This window comes from Modestobacter excelsi (assembly GCF_005930495.1).
GTDB lineage: Bacteria > Actinomycetota > Actinomycetes > Mycobacteriales > Geodermatophilaceae > Modestobacter > Modestobacter excelsi.
In genome coordinates, this window is sequence record NZ_SJEX01000051.1 from 1 (window position 1) to 17,547 (window position 17,547).

Sequence of the window (17,547 nt, forward strand, 5' to 3'; positions counted from 1 at the left end):
CCTCCGAGCCCACCCCCACGGCCTCGACGCCCACCCCGACGCCGTCGCCGACGACCGCGTCCCGTGTGCCGTCGACGTCGCAGAGCGCGCCGTCCACCCCGCCGTCGACGAGCCCGCCCGCGACCTCCGCCGCCCCGGGCGCGGGGTCCGCGGCCGAGGTGCGGCAGGCGATCACCAACTACTACGCCCTGCTGCCGCAGGACGCGCAGAGCGCCTACGACCTCACCGGGCCGACGCTGCGCAGCGCCGAGAACCGCGGCAACTACATCGCGTTCTGGAACCGGTTCAGCTCGGTCACCCTCGGCCCGGTGTCGGCCACCGACGGCTCGCTCACCGCCACCGCGCCGGTCACCTACGTCGAGAACGGCCGCAGGCTGCCCGAGCAGCACACGTTCGTGCTGGTCCGGGGCGAGGACGGGCAGCTGCTCATCGACTCGGACCGCGCGGGCTGACCAATTGCCGAGACGACGACGGCGGCGCCGGATCCTGGGGATCGGGCGCCGCCGTCGTGTTGCGGTGGCGGTGGGATTTGAACCCACGGAGGCGTGAACCTCACACGCTTTCGAGGCGTGCTCCTTCGGCCGCTCGGACACGCCACCGCCGAAGAGACTACAGGGCCCGCCTGGCGCGGAAGAACGCACGTAGCAGCGCGCCGGACTCCTCGGCCCGGACCCCGGCAACGACCTCCGGCCGGTGGTTCAGCCGCCGGTCCCGGACGACGTCCCACAGCGACCCGGCTGCGCCGGCCTTCGGGTCGTCGGCGCCGTAGACCACCCGGGCCACCCGCGACAGCACGCTGGCGCCGGCGCACATCGTGCACGGCTCGAGGGTGACCACCAGCGACGCGCCGGTCAGCCGCCAGCCGTCGCCGTGCAGGCGTGCCGCCTCGCGCAGCGCCAGCACCTCGGCGTGGGCGGTCGGGTCGCCGCGCTTCTCCCGCTCGTTGGCGGCCTCGGCCAGCACCGCCCCGTCGGGCCCGAGGACGACGGCGCCGATCGGCGTGTCTCCCCACTCCTGCGCTGCGGCGGCCAGCTCGAGCGCCCGCAGCATCGCCTCGTCGTCGGTCACCCGGATCACCTTCGCGGACGGTCGAGCTCTGCTCCACATGTGGAGCAGAGCTCAACTCGTCGGACGGGCACCGGCCCGCCCCGGGGATGTCCAGCCCTGCCGGCGCAGCCGGTCGGCGCCGTCGAGGAGCAGGTCGAGGGCGAACTCGAACTCGAACTGCTCGTCGCAACCCTGGCCGACGGCGGACAGGTCGCCCTCGGTGGCGACCGTGGCGATCTCCAGGACGTGCGGGAACCGCCGTCCGAACTCGCGCACCATCGCCTCCTGCTCCTCCGGGGTGGGCCCGGGACCGGCCGGGTCCGGCGGCGGCTCGTCGAAGAGCTCCGGGCTGAACCCCCAGATGCGGTTGCCCAGCGCGTGCATGACGTGGTGGGTGAGGTCGACCGAGCACCCCCCGGCGCGGAACATGCCGGCGACGGCGTCCATGTGCCCCAGCACGACCGGCGTCCGATGGGTGGGGGACTCGATCGCCTGCCGCGCCCACCGGTGCCGGAGCACCGCGCGGCGGGCGGAGAGGACGCGTTGCCGGACGGCGTCGGTCCAGGGCCGGTGCCGTGCACCCCGTCGTCCAGCGGCACGGTGCGAGCCTCGCGCTGGGCTACGTCTGCGGCCGGCTGCCGGAGGCCGCGGTCATCGCCGTCGGCATCATGAGCACGCTGTCGGTGGTCACGCTGCGCCGGGTGCAGGGGGCGGCCGGTCCGGACGACCCGTCACTGGTCGCGGTCACCCGGGCGCTCGTGGCCCTGCACGACTGGTCGTTCCTGCTCGGGCCCGGCCTGGTCATCGGGGTCAACTCGCTGCTGCTCGCCCTCCTCGTCCACCGCGGGCGGCTGGTGCCCCGCTGGATCGCCACGGTGGGGCTCATCAGCGGCCCGCTGGTGCTCGCCTCGTCGACCGCGGTGCTGTTCGGCCTCTACGACCAGGTGTCCGCGCCGGCGGCCCTCGGGGCGCTGCCGGTGACCGTGTGGGAGATGAGCCTGGCGGTCCACCTCATCGTCCGGGGCTTCCGGGCCTCCGCCCCGGCGGCGCCGGACACGCCGGCGGCGCTGGTCCCCGCCTGAGCGGCTCGGGTCAGGCCAGGTCGAGCCCGGTCAGCTCCGACAGCTCGGCGAGCGCCGCAGCGGGGTCGACGACCTTGATCGTGTGCATGCCCAGCGCCCGGGCGGGCTTGAGGTTGATGCCCAGGTCGTCGAGGTAGGCGCAGTCGGCCGCCGCGACCGGGCGGCCGACGGCCTCGGACAGCCGGCGCAGGGCGAGCTCGTAGATCGCCGGCTCCGGCTTGCGCACCCCCTCGACCGAGGACTCCACGACCGTGTCGAACAACCCGAGCAGCTCCCCCAGCCGCCCGGTGCGCTCCATCGGCGCGACGTTGTTCGACAGCAGCGCCAGCGGCAGCCCGGCGGCCCGCAACCGCTGGACGGCGGTCATCATCGCCGGGCGGAGGTCCCCGTGCAGGGCGGCGAGCACCCGGCCGGCGTCCACGGTGAACCCGGCCGCCGCGGCCTCGGCCTCGAACGCGACCCGGAACCCGGCCTCGTCGAGCTCGCGGCGCTCGTAGCGCGCCCAGGCGTTCGTGTCCGGGTCGGCGCTGTTCAGCCGGCGCACCAGCCCGTCGGGCAGCCCGGACTCGGCCTCGTAGGCGGCGAAGGCGGTCATCGGGCTCTCGGTGATCACGCCGCCCAGGTCGAAGACGACCGCGGTGACGGTGCTCATGGGGGTCGACTCCGCGACCAGCCTGCCGGCCATCACGCCGTCGCCACCGCGAGCAGCTCGGCGGCGAAGCCCAGCCGCTCGGCGATCCGGAGCACCATCTCGTCCGCCCACAGCTCGTCGGAGTCCAGCAGCCGGGCGAGCTCCTCGGCCGGCATCCCGGCGTCGGCGAACACGTCGAGGTCCCCGCCCGGCCAGCCCTGACCGTCCTCGTCGAACGCGTCGTCGATGGTCGTGCCGGTCTCCACCGCGATGCCGTACCGCTCGACCACCTCGGCGGCGAGCACCCACTCCTGGAACGTCGCATCGGAGATCAGCGCCCGCACCATCCCGCCCGGCCCGTGCCGCAGCACGACGAAGTACAGCCGGCTGTCCACCACGACCACGAAGGGGCCCGGCCAGCCGGCGGACCCCGGCGCGCCCAGGGCGCGCTCCAGCGCGGGCAGCTCGTCGTCGGCGTCGGCGGCCAGCAGCTCGCACTGCCAGCGGTCCTCGAGGCGGCTGACCCGGACGGCAAAGCTCTGCCGCAACGTGCTGCCGGCATCCGGTGGGGGCGTCATAGCCTCTGATCATGGCCGACGCCCCGGACGAGGACCGCACGCCCGTCGACCCGGCCCTGTTCCGGGCCCTGGCCGCGGACCCGCTCGCCGCCCACCTGGGCATCGAGCTGGTCGAGGTCCGGCCCGGCTACGCCCGCGCGACGATGACCGTGGGCCCGCAGCTGCTCAACACCGTCGGCACCGCGCACGGCGGCGCGACCATGGCGCTGCTCGACGTGGTGCACAGCGCGGTGAGCAACAGCCACGGCACGGTCGCCGTCGCCCAGGACGTGCACACCGAGTTCCTCTCCGCGGGCCGGCCGGGCGACCAACTCGTCGCCGAGGGCGTGGAGGTGCACCGCTCCGGCCGGACGGCGGTCTACCGGATCGACGCGACCACCATCGACGGACGTCGGGTGGCCACCGCCCTGGCCCGGGTGTTCCGGCTGGGCACCCCGTGGGAGACCGGCGCGTGAGCGACTTCCCCGTCCCCACGATGCCCGCGCCGCCGGTGTCGGTGGTCGGCCTCGGTCAGCTCGGGGGCTCGCTGGCCGCCGCCCTCGCCGGCGCCGGCCGGCCGGTCACCGGGTGGGACGTCGACCCGGCCGCCCGGGACGCGGCCGAGGACCAGGGCGTGCGGATCAGCCAGGAGCTCACCGGTGTCGTCGTCCTCGCGGTGCCGCTGCCGGTGATGGGCAGCGCGCTGACCGGGCTGCGGATCGACCCGGGCGCGACCGTCACCGACCTGGGCTCGGTGAAGGTGCCGGTCCTCGCCGAGCTCGGTGCCGCCCACGGGGACCGGTTCGTCGGAGGTCACCCGATGTGCGGGACGGAACGGTCCGGCCACACCGCCGTGGACCCGGGCCTGTTCACCGGTGCCCGCTGGGCGCTGTGCCTCGAACCGGGCACCGACCTGCGGCGGTGGCTGCGGGTCGCCGAGATCGCGCTGGCCGTCGGCGCCGAGGTGGTGCCGGTGACCGCGGCCGAGCACGACGACGCGGTCGCCGCCATCAGCGCCGTCCCGCACCTGCTGGCCGCCGCCCTGGCCGCCGCCGCCGGGCAGGCCGGGCCGCTCGCCCTCTCCCTCGCCGCCGGCAGCTTCCGGGACGGCACCCGGGTGATCGGCAGCGACCCGGCGTTCGTCACCACCCTGGTCGAGGGCAACGCCGGCCCGACGGCCGCGGCCCTGGACCGGGTCCGCGCCCAGCTGGCCCGGCCGTGGGCCGACCTGGTCGCCGACGGGCACGCCGTCCGCGCTGCGGCGGTGGGCCGCCGGCCGGTGCGGGTCCCGCTGGACCGCACGGCCCTCTTGGCGCTCGGCCGCGCCGGCGGTGCGGTGACCCGGCGGCTGGCCGCCTTCGTCGAGGGCTGGGTGCCCGAGGGCGCCTGACCGGCCGCAGGCGCGGAGCCGGGCGGGACAGGGCAAGCTGACACCGACGCACGAGGAGAGGGAGACATGGACGACAAGGACATCCGCGCGCAGATCGAGGCCCTGGTCGAGGAGGAGCACACGCTCCGCAACGCCAGCGAGCACACCGCGGAGCAGCGCGCCCGGCTCCGCCAGATCGAGGAGGACCGCGACCAGCTGTGGGACCTGCTGCGCCAGCGGGACGCCAAGCGCCAGTACGGCGAGGACCCGGACGAGGCCAAGGCCCGCCCCGAGCCCCAGGTCGAGAACTACCTCCAGTAGCGGCTGGGCCGGCATCGGTCGCTGGTGCCCGGCCTCCAGCAGCGCCAGCTGCCACAGCAGCCGGGAGCGGGGGTCGGCCACCGAGCAACCGGTGCGGAGCTGCACGTCGGCCGCGCGGCGCGGGACGCGGTGGTGGCGGCGGAGCAGCGGACCCTGCTGCAGCTCGTCTCGCTCGGTCGGGCCCTGGTGGTGGTGCCGGACTCCGCCCGGTCCCAGCTGCACGACGGGCTCGTCGCCGTGCCGGTGGTGGACGCACCCGAGGTCACCACCGTCATCGCGTGGCCGGCGCACAGCCGGTCCCGGGCCGTCGCCGACCTCGTCCGCACCACGACCCGCCTCCGAGAGAACTTCACCTCCGAAGTGGTTGCCGGAAGATCATCACGGGTAGGACCGCCCAGATCCACGAGCAGGGCGCGTGGGCGGTCGGGACGGGAGCAGGGCATGGCGGTGCAGGGTGCGGTGCGCAGCACGCGCGAGATCGAGCGGGCGGTGGTGACCGGCGGCGCCGGCTTCCTGGGCTCCCACCTGTGCGAGCAGCTGCTCGACCGCGGCGTCGAGGTCGTCTGCCTGGACAACTTCCTCACCGGCTCGCCGGAGAACGTGCTGCACCTGATGGAGCACCCGGGCTTCCGGCTGGTCCGCTGCGACGTCACCGACTACGTGCACGTGCCCGGCCCGGTCGACCTGGTGCTGCACTTCGCGTCCCCGGCGAGCCCGCTGGACTACCTGAGGATGCCGATCGAGACCCTCAAGGTCGGCAGCTTGGGCACGCTGCACACCCTCGGCCTGGCCAAGGAGAAGGGCGCCCGCTACCTGCTCGCCTCGACCTCGGAGGTCTACGGCGACCCGCTGGAGCACCCGCAGCGCGAGGAGTACTGGGGCAACGTCAACCCGGTCGGCCCGCGCGGCGTCTACGACGAGGCCAAGCGGTTCAGCGAGGCGCTGACCACCGCGTACCGCACCTCGCAGGGCACCGACACCGCGATCGTCCGGATCTTCAACACCTACGGCCCGCGGATGCGCCCCAACGACGGCCGGGCCATCCCCGCCTTCGTCGGCCAGGCGCTCGCCGGCGAGCCGCTGACCGTCGCCGGGGACGGCTCGCAGACCCGCTCGATCTGCTACGTCGACGACACCGTGCGCGGCATCCTCGCGCTCGCCTTCTCCACCGAGACCGGCCCGATGAACATCGGCAACCCCGACGAGCTGTCCATGCTCGAGCTGGCCCGCTGGATCGTGGAGCTGACCGGCTCGTCGTCGGAGATCGGCTTCATCGACCTGCCGGTCGACGACCCCAAGGTGCGCCGCCCGGACACCACCGCCGCCGAGACGGCGCTGGGCTGGCGCCCGACGGTGACCTCCGAGGAGGGGCTCCGGAACACGGTCGCCTGGTTCGCCGCCCAGCGCGAGGCGGGCAGCACCCGCGCCAGCTGAGCCGAGGACCCCTGACGCGGGGCGATCACCGCCTCGCAGTGGGTAGAGTTCCGGCCGACCGATGCCCGGGAAGCCGCGCTCCGGCGCGCCCCTGGCACAGCACAGGGCTCGAACACGACGGAGAAGCCAGATGGGGCGGCACGCCTCCACACCGTCCCGCTCCAGGATCGCCGGCCGGCCCGCGCTGCTCGGCGGCCTGGCCGTCCTGCTGATCGCGGCAATCGGCCTCGGCCTGGTCTGGTGGCGGTCCGGGGACGACGACGCCGAGGCGGCCGACTGCAGCGACCGGCAGACCGTGCGGGTCACTGTCGCGCCCGAGGTCGGCCCGCTGGTGGAGCGGCTGCTGTCCCGGCCGGAGCCGCTCGGCGGCGGCGCCTGCGCCGTGGCCGAGGTGACCGCCGAGGAACCGCTGCAGACCCTGGCGTCGGTCGGGGCGCTGGACGCCGCCGCCCTCCCGCAGGTGTGGGTGCCCGACTCCTCGCTGTGGACCGCCCGCGCCGGCGGTGCCGACGTGCAGGCCGCCGGCTCGCTGGCCTCCTCACCGCTGGTGCTGGCCACCAGCCGCGCGGCAGCCGACCAGCTGGGGTGGACCAGCACGCCGCCCACCTGGGGTCAGGCGCTCGGCACCGGCCGCCCGCTCGCCGTCCCCGACCTGACCGCGAGCGCCGAGGGACTGTCCGCGCTGGCCGCCGTCCGGCAGTCGCTGGGTGGCGGCGCGGACGCCGACAACGCCGTCGTGGCGGCGGTGCTCGCCGCCGGCCGCGGGGAGGTCCCCTCCCCCGCCGACGCGCTGACGGCCGGCACCGAGGGCGGCGCCGACGCGCCGCTGGTGCCGGTGAGCGAGCAGGAGGTGCTGGCGGCCAACACCGCGGCCGGCTCGGACTCGCTGGTCGCGGTCTACCCCAGCGACGGCTCGCCGTCCCTCGACTACCCGGTGCTGCAGGTCGGCGCGGCCGACGCCGCCCACCCGGAGGCGGTGGACGCCGTCGTGCGGACCCTGACCGCCGCCTCGGCCGCCACCCAGGTGCGCGCCGCCGGCTTCCGCGACCAGGAGGGCAGCGCTCCCGAGGGCGCCGGGCCGGACACCGGGGTGCAGGAGGCGGCGCCCGCGTCGCTGGAGCTGGACGCCGCCGCACTGCAGGGACTGCTCGGGCGGTTGTCCAGCCTGGCCACGCCGTCCCGGCTGCTGACCGTCGTCGACGTCTCCACCTCGATGAGCGCCCCGGCCGGCGACGGGACCCGGGCGACCCTGGCCCGGGACGCGACCAAGAGCGCGCTGACCCTGCTGCCGGACTCCTACTCCGGGGGCGTCTGGGCGTTCGCCTACCGGCTCGACGGCGACCGGGACTACGTGGAGCTGGCCCCGCTCCGCCAGTTCGGCGCCGACGCCGGCGGCCAGACCCAGCGCGAGCTGATCGACGGGCAGTTCGACAGCCTGCCCGGCCTGCTCTCCCCCGGCGGCACCGGGCTGTACGACACCACGCTGGCCGCCGTCCGCGCCGCCCAGAACGCCTACGACCCCGCCTCGGTGAACAGCGTCGTCCTCATCACCGACGGCGAGAACGACGACGACACCGGCATCGGCCTCGACGAGCTGCTCAGCACGTTGCGGGCCGAGGCCGACCCGGACCGGCCGGTGAAGGTCGTCGGGATCGCGCTCGGCCCGGACGCCGACCAGGGGGCGCTGCAGCAGATCGCGGACGCCACCGGCGGCGCCGCCTACGCGGCACTCGACCCGGAGGACCTGCAGAGCGTGCTCTTCGACGCCATCCGCCGCCGCAGCTAGGAGGAGGACAGCAGCTGGTCGAGGGCTGCGGTCACCTCGGCGACGGTGATCCGGTCGAGCGCGGGGTCCAGCGTCGTCCCCCAGGGGTCGCCGGTGCCGTCGCCGTGCCACAGGACGACGTGCTGGCGCCGCGGCGGCGGGCCCCACAGCGCCGGTGACACCGGGCCGAACAGCACCACCGAGGGACGGCGGTAGGCGCTGGCCAGGTGCGCGACCCCGGTGTCCCCGCAGACCACGACCCGGGCCGCGGCGATGACGGCGGCCAGCTCCAGCGACGTCGTCCGGCCGGCCAGCACCGCGTCCACGCCCAGCCCGGCGCCGGCCGCGACGCCGAGCGCGAGGTCCCGCTCGGCCGGCCCGCCGGTGACCACGACCTCGAGCCCGGACGCTGCCAGGTGCGCCGCGACGGCGGAGAACCGCTCCGGCGGCCAGCGCCGCCCCGGGAAGGCCGCGCCCGGGTGGACGACGGCGACCCCGGGAGCCGGCGGGGCCAGGTCGGGCACCGCCAGGTCCAGCGCGTCCGGGTCGCAGTCGACGTCCAGACCCTCGGCGACCAGCCGGCACCAGCGCCGGACCTCGTGCTCTCCCGCGTACCAGGTCGGCCCGGGATAGCCGGGGCTGTCGAAGGTGAGCAGCCGCTGCGGGTGCAGGTCCGCGACGACGACGTGCGACAGCGGTCCCTTGCCGTGCAGGTCGACCGCGAGCGCGGGCGGTGGGCCGCCCCAGTCCAGCGGCTCGAGCTCGACCGCGGGCAGCACCTCGTCGACGGCGTCGATCAGCGCGGCGAGCGGCTCGAGCGCCGGGGTGGTGGCCAGCACCAGCCGGTGGTCGGGGACCGCAGCCCGGATCCCCCGGATCGCCGGCACCCCGGTCAGCAGGTCCCCCAACCCCAACGGCCGGAGGACGACGGCCGTCTCGGCTCTCGGCGCCGAAGGCGAAGCCGTTCGGTCGCTTTTCGGCGCCGAAAGTGACGAGGGGGTGGTGCTCATACGCGGGAGCGGGCGACCAGGGCGGTGGTCGAGTGGCCGTCCAGGTAGGGCAGGACGACGGCCTGGCCGCCCCAGCTCTGCAGCACCGCGGCCTCGGGGAGGTCCGCGCCGGCGTAGTCGCCGCCCTTGGCCCAGACGTCGGGGCGGAGCTGGTCCAGCACGGCCGACGGGGTGTCCTCGTCGAAGACGACGACCGCGTCGACGAACTCCAGCGCCTCCAGCACCCGGGCCCGGTCGGTGGCGGTGACCAGCGGCCGGGTGGGCCCCTTGAGCCGGCGGACCGAGTCGTCGGAGTTGATGCAGACCACCAGGCAGTCGCCCAGCCCGCGGGCGGCCCGCAGCGTGGCGACGTGCCCGGCGTGCAGCAGGTCGAAGCAGCCGCCGGTGGCCACGACCGTCCCGCCGGCCGCGCGGACCCGGTCCAGCAGCGCGTCGACCCCAGGAGCCGGGGCGGTCGGCGAGTCGGGGACGGCGTCCCAGGCGGTGGCCCCGCCACGGGCGACGAACGCCCCGGCGGCGGCAACCGCCGCGGTGACCGCCTCGCCGGTGACCGCGCCACCGGCCAGCGCGACGGTGACCGCGGCAGCGAAGGAGTCCCCGGCCCCGCACGGGTCGCCGCCGGTCACCCGCACCGCCGGCACGACCATCGGGGCGCCCTCGCCGTAGGACAGCAGCGCACCCCGCGAGCCCAGGGTGACCGCGACCGCGCCGACCCCCCAGCGGGCGATCAGCGCCTGCGCCCGGGCCCCGACGGCGGCCAGCCCGTCGCCGGTGATGTCCGGCCCGGCCACCCGGGCGGCCTCGGCGCCGTTGGGGGTGACCAGCCGGGTCGAGGGCACCGGGTCGGCGCCGCGCGGGTGCGGGTCCCAGACCACCGGCCCGCGGGCGGCGGACAGGGCTGCGCGGACGTCGGCGGCCGACGTCGTCCCCCGGCCGTAGTCGGCGACCAGGACGGCGGCGGCGCTGCCGATCGCGGTGGCCGCGGCCGCCGGCAGCGCGCCGAAGGTGGCGGCCGACCCGCCGGTGTCCAGCCGCGCCACCGAGTGGTCGCCCACCCGGATCCGCTGCTTGACCGGGGTGGCGCTGGTCGCCGGGATCTCGATCAGCCGGACCCGGCCGGCGAGCAGCGCCCGCAGCCGCCGGGCCCCGTCGTCGTCGCCGAGCGGGGTCACCAGGACGACGTCGGCACCGGACCGGGCGGCGATGACCGCGGCCAGCGCCGCACCACCGGGGCGCTCCCGGCGCTCGACGTCCTCGACCACCGGCACCGGCGCGTCCGGGGTCAGCCGGGACGCCGTCCCGACCAGGTCGACGTCCAGGAGCGCGTCACCGACGACGACGATGCTCACTCCACCACCTGCACGTGGTTCGCCGTCGCCACCCGCGCCGGCTCGGCGAGCACCGCGGCGTCGAAGGCGGCGCAGAGCAGGTGCAGCGCGACGAGGTGGCACTCCTGCACGGTCGCCGTCCACTCCGACTCGATCGCCAGGGTCTCGTGGGCGACGGCGGCCAGCGGGTTGGGCGCCGGGCCGGTCATCGCCAGCACGGTGAGGCCGCAGTCGCGGGCACGGCGGGCGGCGGTGACGGCGTTCGGCGACCGGCCGGAGGTCGACATCAGCACGAGCACGTCCCCGGGCCGGCCGTGCGCCTCCACCTGGCGGGCGAAGAGCTCGTCGGCCGGGTAGTCGTTGGCGATCGCAGTCAGCGACGAGGTCTCGGCGTTCAGGCAGATCGCGGAGAACGGCGGCCGGTCGGCGCGGTAGCGGCCGACCAGCTCGGCGGTGAGGTGCTGGGCCTGGGCGGCGCTGCCGCCGTTGCCCGCGGCCAGCAGCCGGCCCCGGGACTCGCCGGTCAGCACGTCGGCCAGCAGCTGGCCCCAGCGGTCGAGGGTGTCGACGGAGTCGGTGAGCCCGCGCAGCGCCACGGTCAGCGAGGTGACGTGGTCGTGGCCGGTGAGGTGGGTGCAGGTGTCCGGCGAGACGACCTCGGTGGACCGGTTCGGGGCGGTGCTCATCGGGACTCCTCCAGCAGGACGGGCGTGCGGGCAGCGAGCACCTGGCGGTAGACGGCGTCGGTGTCGGCGACGACGCGGGACCAGCGGTAGCGGGTGCGGGCCCGCCGGACGCCGGCGGCGCCGTAGGCGGCCCGCCGCTCGTCGTCGGCGAGCAGCGCGGCGAGGGCCGCGCCGAGGGCGGCCGGGTCGCGTGGCGGCACCAGGTCGCCGGTGACCCCGTCGGCGACGCTGTCGACCAGCCCGCCGACGGCGGTGGCGACGACGGGGCGGCCGCAGGCCATCGCCTCGAGCGGCGTGATGCCGAAGGGCTCGTACCAGGGCACCGCGAGGACGACGTCGGCCGAGCGGATCCAGCCCGGCACGTCGGCCCGGGCGACCGCGCCGGCGAACACCAGCCGGTCGGCGACCCCCACCGAGTCGGCGATGCCGCGCAGCCGCTGCACCTGGGGGTCGTCGTCGACCGCGTCGACCGGCGGCCCGCCGACGACGACGAGCTCGGCGTCCGGCACCGCGGCCAGCGCCCGGACGGCGTCCTCTTGGCCCTTGCGCTCGACCAGCCGGCCGAGCACCAGCAGCCGCGGCCGGCCCGAGCGGGCGGCGACCGGGCCGCGCGGGGTGAACTCCGCGGTGTCCACGCCGCACGGCACGATCGAGACCCGGTCGCTGGACAGGCCCAGCCGGCGCAGCTCGAACACCTCGTCGCTGCAGGTGGCCACGACGTGGTCGACCTCGGCGCACAGCCCGCGCTCGAGGTCGATGCGCTGCTCGGGCGAGGTGTCGGCGTCGCCCTGGTGACGGCGCTTGACCGAGCCGAGCGCGTGGAAGGTCTGCAGCACCGGGATGCCGAGGTCGGCGGCGGCCTGCACGGCGGCCAGCCCGCTCATCCAGAAGTGCGCGTGCACGACGTCGGGCCGGGTGACCGGCCACTCGGCGTGCAGCACGTCGGCGAAGGCGGCCATGTGCTGCAGCAGGTCGTCCTTGGGCAGCGTGGTGGCCGGGCCGGCGGTCACGTGCGCGACGTCGTAGCCGTCGGCGGTGCGCACCCGGTCGGGCAGGTCGGGGTCGTCGCGGCGGGTGTGCACGGTGACCTCGTGGCCGCGGGTCGCCAGCCCGGCGGCCAGCGCGGCGACGTGCACGTTCTGCCCGCCGGCGTCCACCCCGCCGATGGCGGCGAGGGGTGAGGCGTGTTCGCTGACCAGGTCGATCCTCATCGGGTCACCTCTTCCAGCAACCGGTCCCAGTCGGCGAGGAACCTCGCCAGCCCGTACCGCTCCAGCGCCGCCGCGCGGGCGGCCTTGCCGGCCAGCCGGGCCGCGTCCGGCTCGTGCACGAAGGTGCGCACCGCGTCGGCCAGCCGCTGCGGCCGGGTGGAGAGCACCCCGGCCTCGGCCGGGACCGCCTCCACGGCCTCCGTGGTGGCCAGCGCGACCACCGGCATGCCCAGGTGCATCGCCTCCAGCAGCGACAGCCCGAGGGAGGTCCAGCGCACCGGGTGCACGTACACCCGGCGGCGGGCCAGCTCGGCGTGCATCGCGGCCTGCGGCAGGTCCTCGAACAGGCCGAGCCGCTCCCGGTCGAGTCCATAGCTATCGTCGAGGCCGGTCAGCCCCATGCCGAAGACGTCCAGCGGGGCCGCCGAGGACAGCAGCGGCAGCAGGTCCCCGCCGGTGTACCGGCCACGCCGGACCGGCTCGTTCACCACGATCGCGGCCCGGGCCAGCTCGCCGGTGTACCGCTCGCCGGGGTCGACGATGCCGTGCTCGATGACGACGGTCGGCGCCGTCCCGTTGTCGTAGAACAGCTGGTTGAAGTACGTGACGTGGGCGATCGGGATCTCGGCCTGGTCGGCGAGCGGGTGCCGGGTGTTCGGCACCGCCCCGTCGGGGGCGTTGTGCTCGAGGAAGACCGCGGGCAGGTCGTGTCCCGGCTCGCGGCCCAGCCACTCCCGGACGAGCGCGAGCTCGGACACCCGCTGCAGGACGACCACGTCGACGTCCTCGGTGCGCAGCTCTTCGGGGGTCACCTCGCGCACCGACGCCGGCCAGTCCCAGGTGCGCGCCCGGCCGAGCCCGTCGGGGCCCCGATCGGGGGTGACGGGCAGCAGGTACTCGTGCGGCCCCTGGACGAACGACGTCGTCCACGACCCGTGCACGTGCCAGAGCAGGACCTTCATGCGGTGACCAGCTTCTCGACGGCGGCGACGACGTCGGCCGCGGTGACGGAGGACAGGCAGGGGTGCCCGGGCACCGGGCACTCGCGGGCGCGGGTGTCCCGGCAGGGTGCCGACTGGTCACCGAGCAGCACGGTGGGGACGCCGTAGGGCGCCCAGCGCACGGCCGGCACGACCGGGGAGAACAGCGAGACGACCGGGGTGCCGACGGCGGCGGCCAGGTGCGCCGGGCCGGTGTTGCCGACGACCACCGCCGCGGCGCCGTCGAGCAGCGCGGCCATCCCGGCCAGCGTGGTCGCCCCGCCGAGGTCGGTGCCGCGGGTGCCGGCGACGGCCGCGGTGAGCTCCCGCTCTCCAGGACCGCCGGTGACCAGCACCTGCCAGCCCGCGTCGGCGAGCGCCTCGACGGCCTCCGCACAGCGGCCGGCCGGCCAGGCGCGCGCCGGCACCGAGGCACCGGGGTGGAGCACCACGTACCCGGGCGCGCGGTCGATCGACGGCAGCGGACGACGGACGGCGAGCCGCCCGTCGTCGCCGTCGGGCAGGTCGAAGCCGGCGGCCCGGGCCAGGGAGAGCGCGCGCTCGGGCTCGGGCAGGTCGTCGTCCACCCGGTGCCGGACGTCGAGCAGCGAGCCGGGGTAGTCGACGCTGATCGCTGAGATCCGGCCGACCCCGGCGGTGCGCAGCAGCAGCGCGAGCGGCAGCGGCGACTGGTGGAAGGAGGTGCTGAGGACCGCCTCGTCGACGCCCAGCGCCCGCACCCGCTCGGTGAGCGCGGCGAGGTCGGCGGCGTCGACGGGCTGGGGGGCGCCGTCGATCCACGGGCAGTGCCAGGTCAGAAGCTCGTCCACACCCGGGAGCAGCTCGGCGGCCGCGGTGCCCTGCGGGCTGGCCAGGAAGACCACCCGGTCCGCGGCGGCGGCCACCGCCCGGACCAGCGGGCCCTGCAGCAGGACGTCCCCGGCGTTGTCCAGCCGCGCGACCAGCACCGTCCGCCCCGGTCTCGGCGCCGGAACCGGAGCCGCTTGCGGCGCCGAGAGCGGGGAAGGGGCGCTCACCACGAGCCGGCCAGGACATCGGCGACGGCCGCGGTCAGCGTGGCCGCCCGGTGTGGCGCGGCGGCGATCTCCTGCGGCCGGGTGACCGGCGTCGGCACGATGATCGATGCGGCACCGGCCGCCGTCGCGGCACCGACGTCGGCGCCGATGTCGCCGATGACCAGGCAGCAGGCCGGGTCGACGTCGAGCTCGGCGCAGGCCGCCGTGACCATGCCGGGCGCGGGCTTGCGGCAGTCGCAGCCGTCCTCGGCGGTGTGCGGGCAGACCTGGACGGTGTCGAACGGGCCCAGCAGCTCGGCCAGCCGGGCGTTCACCGCGTCGACCTGCGCGCGGGTGATCAGCCCGCGGCCGACGCCGGACTGGTTGCTGACCAGGCCGATCCGCACACCGCGGGCGCGCAGCTCGTCGAGCGCCTCACGGGCGCCGTCGACCGGGCGGACCTGGTCGGGGTCGCCGTTGTAGGGCACGTCGTGCACCAGGGTGCCGTCGCGGTCGAAGAGCACCAGGTCGGGCAGCCCGCGCCAGGCGGTGATCTTCCGGTGCTGCACGGCGCCGCGCAGGACGTGCCAGGTGGCCAGCGGCGGGATGACCGCGCTGGTGGCGAGCATGGTGGTGACCTCGGCGCGATCCCGCGGGCCGGGTGCGATCCTGGCCCAGGCGAACTCGGCGGTGCCGGCCAGCCAGCCGAGCGCGGCCAGCGCGGCCCCTCGGGGCCGGCCGGCCACCAGCAGGCCGGCCGCACCGAGGGCGGCGGCGGTCACCGCGAGGTGGCGGGGACGGCGGCCGACGGCGGCGTCGGCCCGCTTCCGCCAGGTCGGCCCGTGCAGCCCTCGCATCAGCACGTCGTCGGCGTTGCCGGCCTGCACGCGGGCGGACACCCAGCGGTCGACCGGTCGCACCGGGTGGGTGATCCACCGCCGGCCACGGGTCAGCGTCGAGCCGGTGTCCATCACCCGCAGCGCCAGGTCGGAGTCCTCGCGGAAGGCCCGCGGGAAGCGCTCGTCGAAGCCGCCGACCGCGGCGAGCGCGGCGCGGCGGTAGGCGAGATCGGCGGTGATCCAGCTGCTGGTGGCCAGCCCCGCGGTGCCGCGCTCCCAGTCGGTGGGTCGGCGGTCCTCGGGCAGCGGCACCCGGACCTGGCCCTGGGTGCCGGCCACCTCGGCCGGCAGCGCGGCGAGGTCCTCGGCGAGCCGGTCGTACCAGTCGGGGTCGGGGACGACGTCGTCGTCGAGGAAGGCGATCCAGCCGGTGCGGGCGCTGCGCCAGCCCAGGTTGCGGGCGGCCGCCGGACCGCCGCCGCCGGTGCGCACCACGCGGACCGGCGGGAGGCCCGGCCGCTCGGGGGACAGCGGCGGACCGGTCGGGCGGTCGTCGACCAGGACCAGCTCAGCGGGGCGCGGCCCGGTGCCGGCGGCGAGGGCGTCGAGCAGGACGTCCAGCGACGGCCGGCCGATCGTCGGGACGACGACCGTGCAGTCGCGCAGGACAACCGTCATGCCCGATCGGTTCCCGCGCTCCACCGGCCGAAACACTACGGGCTTTAAGTTGTCCGGGGCCAGATCGGGGCGTACCCGTCCGGGTGATCGTCACGCACGTGCCTGCGGGGTTCTTTCCTCAGTAGCGGCGCGCGGCGGACGACACCCGGGCGAGGGCGTCGGTGACCAGGGCGGCGTCGTCCCCGAGCATGGTCAGCAGGTGCGCGACCAGGTCGTCGTGGGTCGAGCCGGCGGCGCGGACCCGCTCCCGGCCGACGTCGGTCAGGCTGGCGTGCAGCAGCCGGCGGTCGCCGCTGTGCCGCTCGCGGGTGACCAGCCCCTCGTCGACCAGCCGGTTCACCGTGCTGGTGATGCCGGGCCGGCTGAGCCCGACGGCCTCGGCCAGGTCGCCCATCGAGGCCCGCTCGTCGGGTGACTCGGCGATCCGTCGGAGCACCTCGAAGCCGGTGAGGGAGAGCCCGTGCTGGCGGTGCAACGCGGAGTCGACCCGGCGGGTGATCCGGTCGTGCACCTGGACGATGCGCAGCCAGGTCTCCGTCGCGCTCGGGCCGGCGCCGGCCAGGCCACGGACGTCCCGCGGCACGCCACGCGGCGGGGCGCCGTCGTGACGCCGGTCCAGGTGCTGGTCCATGGGGGGTTCCACGTCCTCGTCGTTCAGCAGGGCGCCGGCAGCGCGGCGCCGCGGGGACGCCGGGCCGCGCACAGGCCCAGCAGCCCGGAGGCGCCGATCAGGGAGGCCCCCGCGGCGAGCACGGGGACGGAGGTGGTCTGCTCGGCCAGCGGCCGGACGCGGGCGGCGACCTGCAGGTCCAGCCCGGCGGTGGCGGTGGAGACCGCGCCGACGAGCTGCACGGTCGCCGTCCCGAGCGCGGCGGCCCGCGGGATCTGCACGACCGCCTCGACGCTGCCGTCGGGCGCCGCCTCGACGGTGGTCAGCGCGCCGTCCCGGCCGACGAGGGTGACCTGGACCGGCTCGCCGGGAGAGAACCCGGTGGCCCGCACGGTGACCACGCCGCCCGGCGCGACGGAGGCCGACGAGGCGCTGGCCGCCTCGGCACCGGCGTCGTCGTCCCCCCAGGTCGTCTCGTCGGTGCCGCCGGTCGGCACCGTGGCGCTCGTCCGGGTCGCCGGCTCGGTGCCGGAGGACAGCGCGACGGGCGCGACCGCCGCGCAGTCCTCGGCGCTCGGCCGGGTGTAGGTGCCGAACTCGATCGGCGCCTCGGTGGTGCCGTCGGGTCGGGTCACGCTCACCGACACGTCGACCGTCTGGCCCCAGTCGACGTCGTCGCTGGCCAGCTCGGTCTGCTCGCCGGCGGCCAGCTGAGCGACGTCCTGCTCGGCGGCGCCGTCGAAGACGAGCGCCACCCGGCGCGCCTGGGTGCCGTTGGTGACCTCGACCCGGACGACGCCCGGCCCACAGCTCGGGCCGTGGGTGATCTCGGCGAAGGGACGGCGCGGGTCCTCGATGGCGGCGGCGGGACCGGCCAGCGCGACCGCCATGGTGAGCAGGACACCGGTGGTCGCCAGCACCCGCACGGCAGCGGCGGACGCGGAACGGAGGGAGAGGTGTGTCGGCACGGTCGTTCCCCCGAT

19 protein-coding genes, 1 tRNA gene and 1 pseudogene are annotated in these 17,547 nt (G+C 76.3%); 7 read left to right on the forward strand and 14 right to left on the reverse strand.

Annotated elements, in window-relative coordinates; all coding sequences use genetic code 11:
• Positions 1-158 precede the first annotated feature (158 nt).
• A complete protein-coding gene (locus FHL80_RS16185) occupies positions 159-452 on the forward strand; it encodes a hypothetical protein (protein ID WP_216870789.1) in 294 nt (97 codons plus the stop codon).
• A gap of 62 nt (positions 453-514) precedes the next feature.
• Here the strand turns inward: FHL80_RS16185 and FHL80_RS16190 are convergent.
• From FHL80_RS16190 to FHL80_RS16200, 3 genes and pseudogenes are all read right to left on the reverse strand, one after another.
• Positions 515-599, reverse strand: a tRNA-Ser gene (locus FHL80_RS16190).
• Between the two features lie 10 nt (positions 600-609).
• On the reverse strand, positions 610-1,068 hold the full coding sequence (locus FHL80_RS16195) for a nucleoside deaminase (protein ID WP_246078723.1): 459 nt from the start codon (positions 1,066-1,068) through the stop codon (positions 610-612).
• A gap of 51 nt (positions 1,069-1,119) precedes the next feature.
• Positions 1,120-1,599 (reverse strand): annotated as a pseudogene (locus tag FHL80_RS16200) (TetR/AcrR family transcriptional regulator C-terminal domain-containing protein); the annotation flags it as partial.
• Positions 1,600-1,622: 23 nt separating this feature from the next.
• Between FHL80_RS16200 and FHL80_RS16205 the strand changes: the two are divergent.
• Entirely contained in the window at positions 1,623-2,129 is a 507-nt protein-coding gene (locus tag FHL80_RS16205) for a DUF4386 domain-containing protein (protein WP_138734413.1), read from the forward strand.
• A 10-nt stretch (positions 2,130-2,139) separates the two neighbouring features.
• On the opposite strand, the gene FHL80_RS16210 is transcribed toward FHL80_RS16205, so the two are convergent.
• Both FHL80_RS16210 and FHL80_RS16215 read right to left on the reverse strand, forming a co-directional pair.
• The gene (locus FHL80_RS16210; protein ID WP_138734414.1) at positions 2,140-2,781 is read right to left on the reverse strand and encodes an HAD-IA family hydrolase; all 642 of its coding nucleotides are present in this window, start codon (positions 2,779-2,781) and stop codon (positions 2,140-2,142) included.
• A 32-nt stretch (positions 2,782-2,813) separates the two neighbouring features.
• The gene (locus FHL80_RS16215; protein ID WP_138734415.1) at positions 2,814-3,338 is read right to left on the reverse strand and encodes a tRNA adenosine deaminase-associated protein; all 525 of its coding nucleotides are present in this window, start codon (positions 3,336-3,338) and stop codon (positions 2,814-2,816) included.
• 11 nt (positions 3,339-3,349) lie between these two features.
• Here FHL80_RS16215 and FHL80_RS16220 point away from each other — a divergent pair, with 11 nt between their 5' ends.
• The 5 genes from FHL80_RS16220 to FHL80_RS16240 all read left to right on the forward strand — a co-directional run bounded on the left by FHL80_RS16220 (position 3,350) and on the right by FHL80_RS16240 (position 8,227).
• A complete protein-coding gene (locus tag FHL80_RS16220; RefSeq protein WP_138734416.1) occupies positions 3,350-3,793 on the forward strand; it encodes a PaaI family thioesterase in 444 nt (147 codons plus the stop codon).
• Complete coding sequence (locus FHL80_RS16225; RefSeq protein ID WP_138734417.1) at positions 3,790-4,707, forward strand: prephenate dehydrogenase/arogenate dehydrogenase family protein; 918 nt, start codon at positions 3,790-3,792, stop codon at positions 4,705-4,707. Before FHL80_RS16220 ends, FHL80_RS16225 begins: the two co-directional genes overlap by 4 nt.
• 66 nt (positions 4,708-4,773) lie before the next feature.
• On the forward strand, positions 4,774-5,007 hold the full coding sequence (locus FHL80_RS16230; RefSeq protein WP_138734418.1) for a DUF2630 family protein: 234 nt from the start codon (positions 4,774-4,776) through the stop codon (positions 5,005-5,007).
• 24 nt (positions 5,008-5,031) lie between these two features.
• The gene (locus FHL80_RS16235; protein ID WP_246078725.1) at positions 5,032-6,441 is read left to right on the forward strand and encodes an NAD-dependent epimerase/dehydratase family protein; all 1,410 of its coding nucleotides are present in this window, start codon (positions 5,032-5,034) and stop codon (positions 6,439-6,441) included.
• A 130-nt stretch (positions 6,442-6,571) separates the two neighbouring features.
• Positions 6,572-8,227, forward strand: a complete 1,656-nt coding sequence (locus FHL80_RS16240; RefSeq protein ID WP_138734419.1) for a substrate-binding domain-containing protein — start codon at positions 6,572-6,574, stop codon at positions 8,225-8,227.
• Here the strand turns inward: FHL80_RS16240 and FHL80_RS16245 are convergent.
• The 9 genes from FHL80_RS16245 to FHL80_RS16285 form a co-directional block, all read right to left on the reverse strand.
• The gene (locus FHL80_RS16245; protein ID WP_246078726.1) at positions 8,224-9,120 is read right to left on the reverse strand and encodes a glycosyltransferase family 9 protein; all 897 of its coding nucleotides are present in this window, start codon (positions 9,118-9,120) and stop codon (positions 8,224-8,226) included. The genes FHL80_RS16240 and FHL80_RS16245 overlap by 4 nt on opposite strands.
• Positions 9,121-9,212: 92 nt before the next feature.
• Entirely contained in the window at positions 9,213-10,565 is a 1,353-nt protein-coding gene (gene rfaE2 / locus FHL80_RS16250; RefSeq protein WP_138734421.1) for a D-glycero-beta-D-manno-heptose 1-phosphate adenylyltransferase, read from the reverse strand.
• A complete protein-coding gene (locus FHL80_RS16255) occupies positions 10,562-11,230 on the reverse strand; it encodes a D-sedoheptulose-7-phosphate isomerase (RefSeq protein WP_138734422.1) in 669 nt (222 codons plus the stop codon). The genes rfaE2 and FHL80_RS16255 overlap by 4 nt, the downstream gene beginning before the upstream one ends.
• The gene (locus tag FHL80_RS16260; RefSeq protein WP_138734423.1) at positions 11,227-12,441 is read right to left on the reverse strand and encodes a glycosyltransferase; all 1,215 of its coding nucleotides are present in this window, start codon (positions 12,439-12,441) and stop codon (positions 11,227-11,229) included. Before FHL80_RS16260 ends, FHL80_RS16255 begins: the two co-directional genes overlap by 4 nt.
• Positions 12,438-13,403, reverse strand: a complete 966-nt coding sequence (locus FHL80_RS16265; protein WP_138734424.1) for a glycosyltransferase — start codon at positions 13,401-13,403, stop codon at positions 12,438-12,440. The genes FHL80_RS16260 and FHL80_RS16265 overlap by 4 nt, the downstream gene beginning before the upstream one ends.
• Complete coding sequence (locus FHL80_RS16270) at positions 13,400-14,389, reverse strand: glycosyltransferase family 9 protein (protein ID WP_138734425.1); 990 nt, start codon at positions 14,387-14,389, stop codon at positions 13,400-13,402. Before FHL80_RS16270 ends, FHL80_RS16265 begins: the two co-directional genes overlap by 4 nt.
• A 65-nt stretch (positions 14,390-14,454) precedes the next feature.
• Positions 14,455-15,954, reverse strand: coding sequence for an HAD-IIIA family hydrolase (locus tag FHL80_RS16275; protein WP_138734426.1), 1,500 nt, complete (start codon positions 15,952-15,954; stop codon positions 14,455-14,457).
• A gap of 118 nt (positions 15,955-16,072) precedes the next feature.
• Positions 16,073-16,597, reverse strand: coding sequence for a MarR family winged helix-turn-helix transcriptional regulator (locus FHL80_RS16280; protein WP_246078727.1), 525 nt, complete (start codon positions 16,595-16,597; stop codon positions 16,073-16,075).
• Positions 16,598-16,608: 11 nt separating this feature from the next.
• A complete protein-coding gene (locus tag FHL80_RS16285; RefSeq protein ID WP_138734427.1) occupies positions 16,609-17,532 on the reverse strand; it encodes a hypothetical protein in 924 nt (307 codons plus the stop codon).
• Between the last annotated feature and the right edge of the window lie 15 nt (positions 17,533-17,547).

Excerpts from the sequence above, each read along its gene's own strand:
- FHL80_RS16255 (WP_138734422.1), bottom strand. The coding sequence starts at position 11,230 with ATGAGCACCGCCCCGAACCGGTCCACCGAGGTCGTCTCGCCGGACACC.
- FHL80_RS16260 (WP_138734423.1), bottom strand. The coding sequence starts at position 12,441 with ATGAGGATCGACCTGGTCAGCGAACACGCCTCACCCCTCGCCGCCATC.
- FHL80_RS16265 (WP_138734424.1), bottom strand. The coding sequence starts at position 13,403 with ATGAAGGTCCTGCTCTGGCACGTGCACGGGTCGTGGACGACGTCGTTC.
- FHL80_RS16220 (WP_138734416.1), top strand. The coding sequence starts at position 3,350 with ATGGCCGACGCCCCGGACGAGGACCGCACGCCCGTCGACCCGGCCCTG.
- FHL80_RS16275 (WP_138734426.1), bottom strand. The coding sequence starts at position 15,954 with ATGACGGTTGTCCTGCGCGACTGCACGGTCGTCGTCCCGACGATCGGC.
- FHL80_RS16215 (WP_138734415.1), bottom strand. The coding sequence starts at position 3,338 with ATGACGCCCCCACCGGATGCCGGCAGCACGTTGCGGCAGAGCTTTGCC.
- FHL80_RS16240 (WP_138734419.1), top strand. The coding sequence starts at position 6,572 with ATGGGGCGGCACGCCTCCACACCGTCCCGCTCCAGGATCGCCGGCCGG.
- FHL80_RS16210 (WP_138734414.1), bottom strand. The coding sequence starts at position 2,781 with ATGAGCACCGTCACCGCGGTCGTCTTCGACCTGGGCGGCGTGATCACC.
- FHL80_RS16230 (WP_138734418.1), top strand. The coding sequence starts at position 4,774 with ATGGACGACAAGGACATCCGCGCGCAGATCGAGGCCCTGGTCGAGGAG.